The 12,072-nt window shown below is 72.2% G+C and carries 14 protein-coding genes; 11 read left to right on the top strand and 3 right to left on the bottom strand.

Translation table 11 applies throughout. The features are described from left to right. The first annotated feature begins 10 nt into the window (after positions 1-10). Complete coding sequence (hisS, locus tag ACVN90_RS12005) at positions 11-1,282, top strand: histidine--tRNA ligase (RefSeq protein ID WP_475102112.1); 1,272 nt, start codon at positions 11-13, stop codon at positions 1,280-1,282. Here hisS and ACVN90_RS12000 read toward each other — a convergent pair. Then, positions 1,266-2,522, bottom strand: coding sequence for an APC family permease (locus ACVN90_RS12000; RefSeq protein ID WP_475098474.1), 1,257 nt, complete (start codon positions 2,520-2,522; stop codon positions 1,266-1,268). The two genes, hisS and ACVN90_RS12000, sit on opposite strands and share 17 nt — an antisense overlap. Before the next feature lie 77 nt (positions 2,523-2,599). On the opposite strand from ACVN90_RS12000, the gene ACVN90_RS11995 reads away from it, so the two are divergent. Together ACVN90_RS11995 and ACVN90_RS11990 are read left to right on the top strand one after the other, a co-directional pair. Then, positions 2,600-3,040, top strand: a complete 441-nt coding sequence (locus ACVN90_RS11995) for a YdeI/OmpD-associated family protein (protein ID WP_475098473.1) — start codon at positions 2,600-2,602, stop codon at positions 3,038-3,040. Positions 3,041-3,331: 291 nt separating this feature from the next. Beyond that, a complete protein-coding gene (locus ACVN90_RS11990; RefSeq protein ID WP_475098472.1) occupies positions 3,332-4,159 on the top strand; it encodes an SGNH/GDSL hydrolase family protein in 828 nt (275 codons plus the stop codon). On the opposite strand, the gene ACVN90_RS11985 is transcribed toward ACVN90_RS11990, so the two are convergent. Beyond that, on the bottom strand, positions 4,146-4,652 hold the full coding sequence (locus tag ACVN90_RS11985; protein ID WP_475098471.1) for a VOC family protein: 507 nt from the start codon (positions 4,650-4,652) through the stop codon (positions 4,146-4,148). The genes ACVN90_RS11990 and ACVN90_RS11985 overlap by 14 nt on opposite strands. A 92-nt stretch (positions 4,653-4,744) precedes the next feature. On the opposite strand from ACVN90_RS11985, the gene ACVN90_RS11980 reads away from it, so the two are divergent. Continuing rightward, the gene (locus ACVN90_RS11980) at positions 4,745-5,506 is read left to right on the top strand and encodes an AraC family transcriptional regulator (RefSeq protein WP_475098470.1); all 762 of its coding nucleotides are present in this window, start codon (positions 4,745-4,747) and stop codon (positions 5,504-5,506) included. Between the two features lie 9 nt (positions 5,507-5,515). Here ACVN90_RS11980 and ACVN90_RS11975 read toward each other — a convergent pair whose 3' ends face one another. After that, entirely contained in the window at positions 5,516-5,995 is a 480-nt protein-coding gene (locus ACVN90_RS11975; protein ID WP_475098469.1) for a PaaI family thioesterase, read from the bottom strand. Positions 5,996-6,093: 98 nt separating this feature from the next. Here ACVN90_RS11975 and ACVN90_RS11970 point away from each other — a divergent pair, with 98 nt between their 5' ends. The 7 genes from ACVN90_RS11970 to ACVN90_RS11940 all read left to right on the top strand — a co-directional run bounded on the left by ACVN90_RS11970 (position 6,094) and on the right by ACVN90_RS11940 (position 12,051). After that, entirely contained in the window at positions 6,094-6,465 is a 372-nt protein-coding gene (locus tag ACVN90_RS11970) for a GntR family transcriptional regulator (protein ID WP_475098468.1), read from the top strand. Continuing rightward, a complete protein-coding gene (locus tag ACVN90_RS11965; protein WP_475098467.1) occupies positions 6,443-7,465 on the top strand; it encodes a DUF1648 domain-containing protein in 1,023 nt (340 codons plus the stop codon). Before ACVN90_RS11970 ends, ACVN90_RS11965 begins: the two co-directional genes overlap by 23 nt. Positions 7,466-7,497: 32 nt before the next feature. Beyond that, entirely contained in the window at positions 7,498-8,184 is a 687-nt protein-coding gene (locus ACVN90_RS11960; RefSeq protein WP_475098466.1) for an O-methyltransferase, read from the top strand. Between the two features lie 96 nt (positions 8,185-8,280). Next, the gene (gene eno, locus ACVN90_RS11955) at positions 8,281-9,561 is read left to right on the top strand and encodes a phosphopyruvate hydratase (RefSeq protein WP_475098465.1); all 1,281 of its coding nucleotides are present in this window, start codon (positions 8,281-8,283) and stop codon (positions 9,559-9,561) included. Between the two features lie 108 nt (positions 9,562-9,669). After that, positions 9,670-10,158 (top strand): FtsB family cell division protein, encoded by a 489-nt coding sequence (locus ACVN90_RS11950; RefSeq protein WP_475098464.1) that lies wholly within the window; start codon positions 9,670-9,672, stop codon positions 10,156-10,158. Between the two features lie 103 nt (positions 10,159-10,261). After that, positions 10,262-10,780: a DUF501 domain-containing protein gene (locus ACVN90_RS11945; RefSeq protein WP_475098463.1), complete on the top strand. Its 519-nt coding sequence runs from the start codon at positions 10,262-10,264 to the stop codon at positions 10,778-10,780. Continuing rightward, entirely contained in the window at positions 10,777-12,051 is a 1,275-nt protein-coding gene (locus tag ACVN90_RS11940) for a S8 family serine peptidase (RefSeq protein ID WP_475098462.1), read from the top strand. The genes ACVN90_RS11945 and ACVN90_RS11940 overlap by 4 nt, the downstream gene beginning before the upstream one ends. The last annotated feature ends 21 nt before the right edge of the window (positions 12,052-12,072 follow it).

Below are 12,072 nucleotides of genomic sequence, written 5' to 3'. Positions count from 1 at the left end.
GCCGCGCGGCATGCGCGATTTCCTCCCCGCTGAAAAGGCCCGTCGCGAGAGCGTGCTCGCCGTCATCCGTGAGCGCTACCGCGCACACGGGTTCGACGAGATCGAGACGCCTGTCATGGAGGAGTACTCGCGGCTGCATGCGGGCATCGGCGGCGACAACGAGAAGCTCGCCTACAACGTGCTCAAGCGCGGTCTCGACGCCGACGCGATCCGGGCCGCGGCCGACGACCCGGCCGCGCTCACCGACCTCGGCCTGCGGTACGACCTCACCGTGCCCCTCGCGCGCTTCTACGCGACCAACCGCGGCCAGCTGCCGTCGGTGTTCCGCGCGATCCAGATCGCGCCGGTCTGGCGAGCCGAGCGTCCGCAGAAGGGCCGGTATCGCCAGTTCATGCAGTGCGACATCGACATCATCGGCGATGCGTCGGCCCGCGCCGAGGCGGAGCTCGTCGTCGCGACCCTCGACACCGCCGACGCGCTCGGACTCGAGGGCGCGAGCGTGCGCATCAACGATCGGCGAGCCCTCGACTGGATGCTCGACAGCTTCGGCTTCACCACCGACGAGCGCCCGGGCGTCCTCATCACGATCGACAAGCTCGACAAGATCGGCCCCGACGGCATCGTCGCCGAGCTGAGCGAGCGGGGGGCGACCCCAGCCGCCGTCGACGCGTTCGCGGCGTTCCTCCGCCGCCCGATGACCCTCGAGTACCACCCGTACGGCGAGCGGCAGATCCGCAAGGCGCTCCCCGAGGGCGCCCCCGACGAGGTCGTCGCGCACCTCGTCGGCATCGGCGCCGCGGTCGCTGCGGCCCGCGGTTCGCTGACCGGACTCGAGGGCGACATCCCGCTCGTGTTCGACCCCTTCCTGGTGCGCGGCATGGGCTACTACACCGGCACGATCTTCGAGCTCGCGCACCCTTCTGTCGACTATTCGCTCGGCGGCGGCGGCCGCTACGACGGCATGATCGGCCGCTTCCTCGGCCAGGACGCTCCCGCCGTCGGGTTCTCGATCGGCTTCGAGCGCATCGTCGACCTGGTGGCGGAGCGGACGGATGCTGCGGCCCCGGCGGTCGTCCTCGTCCACGACCGCGACGTGTCCGAGGGCGAGCTCCTCGCGCTCAAGGCCGCGCTCGTGCGCCAGGGCTCGCGCGTGCGCCTGGAGCAGCGGACCAAGAACCTCAAGGCGCTGCTCGAGCGCGCGGCATCCGACGGCTACACCGCCTTCGCCACCGTCGCCGCCGGCTCGACGGCGGACGCCCTCGAGGTCAAGCCCCTCGCCTGATCCGACGCAGGCGAAGCGCGCGGTACGTCACCCCGACCGCGACGACGATCACGCCGGCCACGACGGACTGCCACGGGAGCGTCACGGCGAGGACGAGGCATCCGATCCCGCCGACGACCTGGAGAGTGACCGGGTAGCGTCGCGCGTCGCCGCGCTGGCGGAAAGCGGCGACGTTCGCGACGAAGTAGTACAGCAGCACGCCGAACGATGAGAAGCCGATCGCGCCGCGGAGGTCGACGAGCGCCACGAGCAGCACCACGACTGCGGCTGCGGCGAGCTCTGCGCGGTGCGGCACATGCCAGCGGGGGTGCACGGCGTCGAGGAAGCCGGGGAGATCCCGCTCGCGCGACATCGCGAACGCGGTGCGGCTGACTCCCGCGATGAGTGCGAGCAGTGCGCCGAGCGACGCGGCTGCGGCGCCGATTCGCACGACCACCTCGATCCACGCCCAGCCCGACTGCGCGCCCGCCTCGGCGACGGGCTCGGTCGACGAGGCGACGGCATCGGGGCCGAGCGCGCTCAGCACAGCGACCGCGACGACCGCGTATACCGCGAGGGCGATGGCGAACGCGATCACGATCGCCCGCGGGATCACGCGACGCGGATCGCGCACCTCCTCGCCCATCGTGGCGATGCGCGCGTACCCGGCGAACGCGAAGAACAACAGCCCGGCGGACTGCAGGATGCGATAGCCGCCGCCCGCCCACAGGGTCTCGGACGTGAACCAGTCCGGGGCCGAGCCCGCCGAGAAGGCGGCCGTGACCGCTGCGGCGAGCGCGCCGAGCGAGATCACGACGACCACCCGCGCCGCGCCGGCGGTGCGGGTGACGCCGAACCAGTTGACAGCGGTCAGCAGGACGACGGCCGCGATCGCGACGGGTCGTTCCCATCCCGCGGGGGCGGCGTACGCGGCGAACGTGAGCGCCATCGCCGCGCAGCTCGCGATCTTGCCGATGACGAAGCCCCAGCCCGCAACGAACCCCCACCAGGGGCCGAGCTCCGCGCGTCCGTAGGCGTACGTTCCGCCCGACGTCGGATAGGCGGCGGCCAGCTGCGCCGACGAGGTCGCATTGCCGAACGCCACGATGGCGGCGATCGCGAGGCCGATGAGAAGGCCCGTGCCCGCAGCATCCGCCGCCGGCGCCCACACGGCGAAGACGCCGGCGCCGATCATCGAGCCGAGGCCGATGAAGACGGCGTCGCCGAGCCCGAGGCGGCGCTGGAGCGCGGGGGAGGTCACGGGCGAACTCTAGCCCGCGAGGGAGAATCGGCGGTTCGGGGTTTCCGGGCTGCCCCCGCGCCCACGAGGATGGGGCCATGACGCTGCAGATCCACACCGTGCTCGCGCCGATGGGCCCGGCCACCGCCATCGAACTGACCGATGAGCAGGTCGCCGAGCTCGGCGGCGGCAAGCGGGCCGCCATCGTCGTCGGGATCGGCGGACGCACCGCACGGGTGCGTCTCGGCGTGATGGGCGGGCGCAACCTCATCGGTTTCTCGAAGGCCGTCCGCGCCGAGCTCGGCGTCGAGATCGGCGACGAGGTCGACGCCACGATCGAGCTCGACACCGCCGAGCGCGAAGTCGAGGTGCCGGACGACCTCGCCGCGGCGCTCGAGGCCGCCGGCGTGCGGGCGGCATTCGACGCGCTGGCGTTCTCGCGCCGCAAGGAGCTGGCTCGCGGCGTGACCGAGGCCAAGCGCCCCGAGACCCGCGAGCGCCGCGTCGCCGCCGCGGTCGAAGAGGTGACCGCCTCGTAGACCATGGCCCGGCTGCGGTCCGGGTTTCGCGGCTCGCCTGCGACAACACGCTGCGAAGTCCGGACTTCGCAGGATGGTCGACGCCGCCCTGTGTGCGTTCGCTTGGTGGAGGGGTGCGGTCCCGGAATCGCAGGGATACCGGGCCTCGTCTGCGGCGAAGTCCGGACTTCGCAGGGAACCTGTGCGCGGAGGCGCGACGGTCCGGCGACCGCTCACGTGGGGGCGTGGCGCCGCACCGCCGCGTCAGTGGGGCGTCAGCATCCGTTCACCCGGCTGTTGTCGCATGTAGGCATGGCTCGTTCGCGTGAGATCCCGCCGCGTTCGGTCGTCATCGGCACCGCCGGGATCGTGCTGGGCGCGGGGCTCGTACTGCTCGGCGGCCGCGCCGTGCTGAAGCGCCAGGCGGCGGTCGCGCGGCGCAGGATCGGCAAGCCGCTCGGCGAGGAGGCGCTCGACGCCGACCGCGTGTGGGCCCGCCGCTTCGAGGGTCCGCCGCTCGAGTTCGTCGTGTTGGGCGACTCGATCGCGGCCGGGCTCGGCGCAGAGCGGCGCAAGGACACCCTCGGCGGCCGCCTGGCGAAGGGCCTCGCGCGCGCCGAGCGCCGGCCGGTGCGGCTGCGCACGGCGGCCATCGTCGGTTCGGAGTCATCGGTGCTCGCCGCGCAGGTCGATGCGCTGCCCGCGGACTATCGCCCCGACGCCGCCGTCATCGTGGTGGGCGGCAACGACATCACGCACCGCGTGCCGGTGTCGACATCGATCGACCATCTCGAGGCGGCGATCGTGCGGCTGCGGGCGCGCGGCGCCGTCGTCGTGGTGGGCACCTGCCCCGATCTCGGGGCGCTCCGTCCGGTGCCGCAGCCGCTGCGCGCGCTCGGCTCCCGCCTGTCGCGCCAGCTCGCCGACGCGCAGGCCGTCGCCGCCGCCCGCACCGGTGCGCGCGCCGTGTCGCTCGGCCGAGCCGTCGGGCCGTTCTTCGTGACCCAGCCCGACGAGATGTTCAGCCTCGACCGCTTCCACCCCAGCGCGCTGGGTTACCGCCGCACCGCCGAGGCGCTGCTGCCCGCGCTCGTCGCCGAGCTCGCCGCCGCCCGGGAGGACGCCGTCAGCCTGCGCTGACCGAGGCGGCCCATTCCGCGACGCGCGCGGCGCTCTCTTCGTCCGACAGGTCCTCAACCCGCGTCATGATCGACCACCGCACACCGAACGGGTCGCGCACGCTGGCGTAGCGGTCGCCCGACACGAAGGTCGAAGGCGCTTCGCGCACGGTCGCTCCCGCGGCCACCGCTCGGGCGGTCACCGCGTCGGCGTCGGGCACGTAGAGGCCGATCGAGTAGCAGTCGTCGTCGCCCTCCGGCGCGGGGACGAGACCGTACGCGGGGGACGGCTCACCGATCTGCAGGATGCCGAGGCCGAAGTCCAGCCCCGCGTGCACGACGAGCCCGTCGAACTCGGTGACGTCGGTCACGCGTGCGCCGAACACGTCGCGGTAGAAGTCGAGCGCCTCTTTCGCTCCACGGATCGCGAGGAAGGGGGTGAGGCTGGTCGCGCCGTTCGGGCGTCCGTCGGTCGTGTGCGCACCGGTCACGCCGGTCGTGTTCTGAGTGCTCATGCCTCCATGCTCGCGAGGGACGGATGCCGCGGTCTTGAAGATTCGCGACACCCTCGGTTCCGGGTGTCGGAGCCGCGCACTACCGTGACGGGGTGACCGATCCGACGCGCGGCGTGCTCTACCCGGAGCGCCTGCCGCGCTTCACCCGGCTCGCGCCCGTGGGCGCAGCATCCGCTCTCCTCGAGTGGTTCTGGATCCCGCAGTGGGATCTTCCCGACGGCGTCGTCTCGCGACAGCCGATCCTCGGCTACCCGGCCGCGAACCTCGCGGTAGAGCCGGACGCCGTCACGCTGTGGGGCGCCACGACGCGGGCGTCGGAGCGCGAGCTGCGGGGGAGCGGCTGGGCGGTGGGGGTGCTGCTGAAGCCTGCTGCCTACGCCTGCCTGCACGACGCGCCGAGCGACCTCGTCGATGCGCACATCGTGCTCGACGAGCCGGAGCTGCATCTCTCCGTGTCGGCGGCGATGCCCGACCTGGATGCGGCGGTTGCGATCATCTCGGCGTGGCTCGCGGCGCGCGTCGGGCCGCCGACGTCCGACGCGCGCCTCGCGAACGCGATGGCGGACCTGCTGATGAGCGACCCGACGATCCTCCGCCTCGACGACGCCGCCGGGCGACTGCGGGTCTCGGTGCGCACCCTCCAGCGGCTCGCCCACCGCACGGTCGGGCTGTCGCCGGCCGCGATGATCCGGCGCCGGCGGCTGCAGGAGGCGGCGCAGCGCGTGCGGGAGGACCCGGATGCGCCGCTCGCCGACATCGCGGCCGAGCTCGGCTACGCGGATCAGGCGCACCTGGCGAACGACTTCCGCGCGGTGCTCGGGTTCACGGCCACGGACTACCGCGCGGACCTGTGAGGAGCGCCGCTACGCGCCGGCCGTCGACGCCGCGGTCACCCGTTTCTTCTCGCGGACGTACACCTCGCGGCGCACGCGCGCGACGACGTCTCCCGAGGCATCCGTGATGTCGGTCTCGAACCACTCGAGCACCTTCGCGCCGCCGCGTGCGCGCTCGCGGAGGGCCTCCGCCTTCTCCCGCGGGACCGCGAAGTGTGCCGTGAGCACGCCGCGACCGGGCTTCAGGAATTCGATCTCACCGCGGGTGTCCCACACGACGTAGTCGCGGCCGAGCTGGTGCATGACCAGCATGAAGTAGTACGGGTCCGTCATCGCCGACATCGAGCCGCCGAACGCCGTCTTCACATAGTTCCGCGTGAAGACGTTGACGTGCAGCTCGACAGTGGCGCTCGTCCAGTCGTCGGCGAACCTCCGTACGCGGATGCCGCTGAAGAGGTTGGGGATCCACAGGCTCATGCCGACGGCGAGGCGTCGAGGGGTCACGCGCATGCGCCTCAGCATGGCCGAATCGCCACGCGGGCCGCATTCGCTTGGTCGATCTCCACAATCTGGTCATCATGTTGTTCTAGTTATCATAGAATAACTGCGTGTTGGTGAGAATAGATCCCGAGAGCGACGCGCCGCTGTTCGCGCAGATCGCAGCGTCGGTGCGAGCGGATGCCGCGGCCGGCCGTGTGCAGCCGGGTGACAGGCTTCCCGCCGCCCGCGAGATCGCTGCCGCGCTCGGCGTCAACGTCCACACGGTGCTGCACGCCTACCAGGACCTCCGCGACGAAGGGCTCGTCGAGCTCCGCCGAGGGCGCGGCGCGGTCATCACGGCGCAGGCGTCGACCCTCGAGGCCCTCCACCACGACATCCACGACCTCGTCGCGCGGGCGCGCGCCGCGGGGCTCCCGTCCGACGCACTCGCCGCTCTCGTGAAGGAGATCGCCGCCCATGACGAACGCCACCACCACTGACCGCTCCGACCTGGTCGTCCGCCGCTTCGTGCTCGTCGCGGTGTGGCTGCCCGTCCTGCTCGTCGCCGTCGGCGTCGCCGTCCAGCTCGCGTTGCTTCCCCAGGTGCCGTCGACCGTCGCGGTGCACTGGAACGCGGCGGGGGAGGCCGACCGATTCGCCCCGGCGTGGACGCAGCCGCTGATGACCGCGGTGTTCGGGCTCGGCATCCCGTTCCTCATCGCGCTGACCAGCCTTCCGGGGCTGCGTCGCGGAGAGCGGGGAGCCACGTACCGCCTCATGGGCGCCACGGCGGCGGCGACGTCGGCGCTGACGACGGTTGCGTTCACCGTGACGTTCGCGATGCAGGCCGCACTCGACGGCGCGGGCGACGCGCCCACCGTCTGGGTCGCGCTCGTGGCGGCGCTCGCGGCCGCCGCGCTGGCGGGGGTGGGCGCGTGGTACCTGCAGCCCCACCAGCAGGCAGCACACGATACCCCGGCGCCGGCGAGGCCGCTCGCACTCGCCGCCGGCGAGCGCGCGGTGTGGGTGCGAGCGACCGCGATGACCCTCGGTGGAGCGATCGCCATCGTCGCCGCCGTGCTCGCCGTCGCCGTCGCGGCCGCAGTCGCCTGGCTGACCGGCGCCGAGCCGGTCCTGGCCTGGCTCCTCACCGGCATCGCGCTGCTGCTCCTCGTGTTCGCGGCGACGACGCTCGCCTTCCACGTGCGCGTGGACGACAGCGGCCTGCACGTCGACTCCGTGCTCGGCGTCCCGCGGTTCCACCTCCCGCTCGCCGACGTGGTCTCGGCAGCGCGCGTCGAGGTGAACCCGATGGGGGAGTTCGGCGGCTGGGGGATTCGCCTCAGCACCGGGCGCCGGTTCGGGGTCGTGCTCCGCACCGGTGAGGCCATCGAGGTGTTCCGCCGCAGCGGCAAGCGGTTCGTGGTGACCGTCGACGACGCCGGCACCGGCGCTGCGCTTCTCGAAGCGCTCGTCGAGCGGACCGCTGTCAGGTCTTGACGCCCGGCGGCCGTCGAGGATTGGCTGTGGGCATGGCCGATCCCACCCCTGACACCTGGCTCACTCCGCAGAAGTGGCAGCGAGTCGACGCGTACCTCACCGAGCTGCTGGTCGGACACGATCCGGGCCTCGATCAGGCGGTCGCCGACCAGAACGACGCGGGGCTGCCGGCCATCGAGGTCGCACCGGTCAACGGCAAGTTCCTCCACCTGCTCACGCGGATGTCGGGAGCGCGCCGCGTCCTCGAGATCGGCACCCTCGGCGCCTATTCCACGATCTGGCTCGCCCGTGGCGTGCCCGATGACGGCCAGGTCGTGACGATCGAGGCCGAGCCGCGCAACGCCGACCTCGCGCGCACGAACCTCGATCGCGCCGGCGTGGGCGACAAGGTCGAGATCAAGGTCGGGCGCGCCGCCGACGTGCTGCCCACCCTGGACGGCGGCGCGCCGTTCGACTTGGTCTTCATCGACGCCGACAAGGAGTCCAACACGATCTACATCGACTGGGCCGCCCGGCTCGGCCGCCCGGGGACGGTGGTGATGGTCGACAACACCGTCCGCGGTGGCGAGGTCGCGAACCCCGCGACCGAGAATCCCCAGATCATCGGCGTGCAGCGCGGCCTCGAGATGCTCGGCCGCGACCCGCGGTTCGACGCGACCGCCATCCAGACGCTCGATGCCAAAGGCTACGACGGGATCGCGATCGCGCTCGTCGTATGACGCAAACCTCTGGCCGCGGCATCCGTCATCACTAGACTCGTGGGCGGACCGACGACGCTCCGACGAACCACCCTCCACCAAGCAAGGAGACCCCCTGTGGCACAGATCGAGGCTGTAGGCGCCCGTGAGATCCTCGACTCGCGCGGAAACCCGACCGTCGAGGTGGAGGTGCTGCTCGACGACGGGATCGTCCAGCGCGCGGCCGTCCCCTCGGGCGCGTCGACCGGCGCTTTCGAGGCGTACGAGCTGCGCGACGGCGACAAGAGCCGCTACGGCGGCAAGGGCGTGCTGAAGGCGGTCGCGGCCGTCATCGACGAGCTCGGCCCCGCGATCGAGGGTGTCGAGGCGAGCGAGCAGCGTCTCGTCGACGAGATCCTCATCGCCACCGACGGCACCGAGAACAAGTCGCGCACCGGTGCGAACGCCATCCTCGGCGTCTCGCTCGCGGTCGCCAAGGCGGCCGCCGACTCGGCCGACCTGCCGCTGTTCCGCTACCTGGGCGGCCCCAACGCGCACGTCCTGCCCGTGCCGCTGTTCAACGTCATCAACGGCGGCGAGCACGCCGACAACGGCATCGACTTCCAGGAGTACTTCCTCGCCCCGATCGGCGCGGACACCTACGCCGAGTCGCTGCGCTGGGGCACCGAGGTCTACCACGTCCTCAAGGGCGAGCTGAAGGCCGCCGGCTTCTCGACCGGGCTCGGCGACGAGGGCGGCTTCGCGCCCGACCTCCCCAGCAACCGCGAGGGGCTCGACTTCCTCATCAAGGCGATCGAGAAGGCCGGGTTCACCCCGGGCGCGGACATCGGCGTCGGCCTCGACGTCGCGGCGACCGAGTTCTTCAAGGACGGCGTGTACACCGTCGAGGGCAAGGCCTGGTCGGCCGAGCAGCTGACCGACTACTACGCCGACCTCGTCGCGAACTACCCCGTCGTCACGATCGAAGACGCCCTCGCCGAGGACGACTGGGACGCCTGGAAGGACCTCACCGACAAGATCGGCAAGAAGGTCCAGCTCGTCGGCGACGACCTGTTCGTCACGAACCCCGAGCGCCTGCAGCGCGGCATCGACCTCGGCGTCGGCAACGCGCTGCTGGTCAAGGTGAATCAGATCGGCACGCTGTCCGAGACGCTCGACGCGATCGCCCTCGCCACTCAGAACGGCTACCGCTCGATGCTGTCGCACCGTTCGGGCGAGACCGAGGACACCACCATCGCCGACCTCGCGGTGGCCGTCAACGCGGGTCAGATCAAGACCGGCGCGCCCGCCCGCAGCGAGCGCGTCGCGAAATACAATCAGCTTCTGCGCATCGAAGAGGAGCTCGGCGAGGCCGCGGTGTTCGCGGGCCGCGGAGCATTCCCCCGATTCAAGGGCTGATGCACTGAAGACGTCGTAGCGAGAGGGGGAGCCGTGGCCAAGACGACGGCTTCCCCTTCTCGTACCCTGGGGACCGGCGCCGGTGCCGCCGCGCCCCGTCGCCGCCCCGTGAGCGCGCGACGCCCTGTCGACGTGCGGGCATGGCTCGGCGGCATCCGTCTGTCCGGCTTCATGGTCATCATGATGGGCCTGGTCGTGCTCGCGGCCTTCGTGCTCGTCCCCACGATCGGCACCTACGTCGACCAGCGCCAGCAGGTGGCCGCGCTGGAGGCGGCGGTGCAGCTCAGCCGCGACGAGGTCGCCGAGCTCGAGTCGCAGCGCGACCGCTGGCAGGACCCCGCCTACATCACCACGCAGGCGCGTGAGCGGCTGTACTACGTGAAGCCCGGCGAGGTCGTGTACCTCGTCGACGACGATCTGCCCCCCGAGCTCGCGCCGCAGGAGCAGGACCCGGTGAGCGACGAACTCCGGGCCGCCGACGCGGACTGGATGTCGAAGCTCGTGCGCTCGGTCACCGAGGCCGGGCTCGCGCAGACCGTGACGCCCGTGACGGTAGGCGTGCCCGACCCCGAACCCTCGCCCACTCCCACGCCGTGAGCGAAGCCGGCCGCCGAGTCGACGGCGGCGCGTCCGCGCGCCCTGCGGTCCAGGACCGTCCCAGGTGGCGCCGCTAATCTGAGCCCGACCAAGGAGCATCTCTGTGACGACCCCGCCGTACCCCCCTGTCAGCGACGCCGACCTGGCCGTGCTCCGCGAACAGCTCGGTCGTCCTGCGCGCGGCGTCGTCGGCATCGCCGCCCGCTGCGTGTGCGGCAACCCCACCGTCGTCGCGACGTCGCCGAGGCTCCCCGACGGCTCCCCGTTCCCGACGTTCTACTACCTCACGCACCCCGCCGCGACCGCGGCGATGTCGGTGCTCGAAGCCGATCACGTGATGCGCGAGCTCCAGGGCGAGCTCGCCGCCGACGAGGAGGTCGCCGCCGCATACCGGCGCGCGCACGAGGCCTACCTGCGCGACCGCGCCGAGTTCGGCGAGGTCGACGAGATCGCGGGCATCTCCGCCGGCGGCATGCCGACGCGGGTGAAGTGCCTGCACGCGCTCGCCGGTCACGCGTTGGCAGCAGGGCCTGGCGTCAACCCGATCGGCGACCGCGCGCTGGCCATGTCGTCGTGGTCGCCGGAGCGCTGCGTGTGCTCGCAGCCGGGATCGGACGGATGATCCGGCGCCTCGTTGCCGGGGTCGCCGCGGCCGCCGTCGCGATGACCCTCGTCGCCGCCGCCCCCGCGGCGGCGCAGGCCGCCCCCGCGGGCGACCCGGTGCGCGAGGCCGAGTACTGGCTGACCGACTACGGCGTCGAGAAGGCGTGGGAGACCACGCGCGGCGCCGGGGTGAAGATCGCGGTCATCGACACCGGGATCGGTCGCGGTCCCGTCGCGTTCGACGGCGCGGTCGCCGGGGGGACGGATGTCTCCGGGGCCGGCTCGTCCGACGGGCGCACGCCCGTCGGCGCCGTCGACAAGGACCACGGCAGCTGGGTCGCCTCCCTCGCGGCGGGCCGGGGCACCGGCCCCGACAGCGGCATGATCGGCGTCGCGCCCGAGGCGCAGCTTCTGTCGGTGTCGGTCGCGTTCGGGTCGTCGGCCCAGCGCCCGTTCTCGGATCAGATCGCCGACGCGATCCGCTGGTCGGTCGACAACGGCGCGGACGTCATCAACATGTCGCTCGCGACGAACGTGCCGGACTGGCCCGAGAGCTGGGACGACGCCTTCCTTTACGCCTTCGAGCACGATGTGGTCATCGTGGTGGCCGCGGGCAACCGGGGGAGCGGGACGACCCGCGTCGGCGCTCCCGCGACGATCCCGGGCGTGCTGACGGTGGGCGGCGTCGACCGCTCCGGCAAGGCCAGCGTCGACGCGTCGACGCAGGGCATCACCATCGGCGTCTCGGCGCCGAGCGAGGAACTCGTCGGCGTGTCGGCTGACTCGACCCTGGTCTCGTGGGACGGCACGAGCGGCGCGGCGCCCATCGTCGCCGGCATCGCGGCCCTCGTCAGGGCGGCGCACCCCGAACTCGACGCGAACAACGTCATCAACCGCATCATCAAGACCGCCCGCCCCGCGGCGGGTGCGACGGACGTGCCGGATCTCCTCTACGGCTATGGATTGGTGGATGCTGCGGCCGCCGTCTCGGCGAGCATCCCGAGCGTCACCGCGAACCCGATGGGCAGCCTCGCGGACTGGGTTCGCCTGTACCGCCGGGCGGCGGTCGCGCCGATGCCCGAGGAGCCGGCTGCGCCCGTGGAGGTTCCACCGCTGCCGGACGCGGAACCCATGACCCGCGCGGCATCGCCCCTCCTTCCCGATCGGGACACGGTCATCTACGGCACCCTCCCGCTCCTGCTGGTCACGGCGACGGCTATACTGGTGGCGCTCGGCGTCACCGCTGCTGTCCGACGCATCCGATTGGCGTCCCGCGCGCCGAGCCGCTGACACAGGAGGAGTACTCCAAAC

Source organism: Microbacterium sp. F01 (assembly GCF_056156365.1).
This window is presented reverse-complemented; position numbering and strand designations above follow the sequence as displayed.

Bases quoted from the DNA above. Each gene is read 5' to 3' on its own strand.
- hisS (WP_475102112.1), top strand. From the start codon at position 11: ATGCGCGATTTCCTCCCCGCTGAAAAGGCCCGTCGCGAGAGCGTGCTC.
- ACVN90_RS11995 (WP_475098473.1), top strand. From the start codon at position 2,600: ATGACGCTGCAGATCCACACCGTGCTCGCGCCGATGGGCCCGGCCACC.
- ACVN90_RS11990 (WP_475098472.1), top strand. From the start codon at position 3,332: ATGGCTCGTTCGCGTGAGATCCCGCCGCGTTCGGTCGTCATCGGCACC.
- ACVN90_RS11985 (WP_475098471.1), bottom strand. From the start codon at position 4,652: ATGAGCACTCAGAACACGACCGGCGTGACCGGTGCGCACACGACCGAC.
- ACVN90_RS11975 (WP_475098469.1), bottom strand. From the start codon at position 5,995: ATGCGCGTGACCCCTCGACGCCTCGCCGTCGGCATGAGCCTGTGGATC.
- ACVN90_RS11965 (WP_475098467.1), top strand. From the start codon at position 6,443: ATGACGAACGCCACCACCACTGACCGCTCCGACCTGGTCGTCCGCCGC.
- ACVN90_RS11960 (WP_475098466.1), top strand. From the start codon at position 7,498: ATGGCCGATCCCACCCCTGACACCTGGCTCACTCCGCAGAAGTGGCAG.
- ACVN90_RS11940 (WP_475098462.1), top strand. From the start codon at position 10,777: ATGATCCGGCGCCTCGTTGCCGGGGTCGCCGCGGCCGCCGTCGCGATG.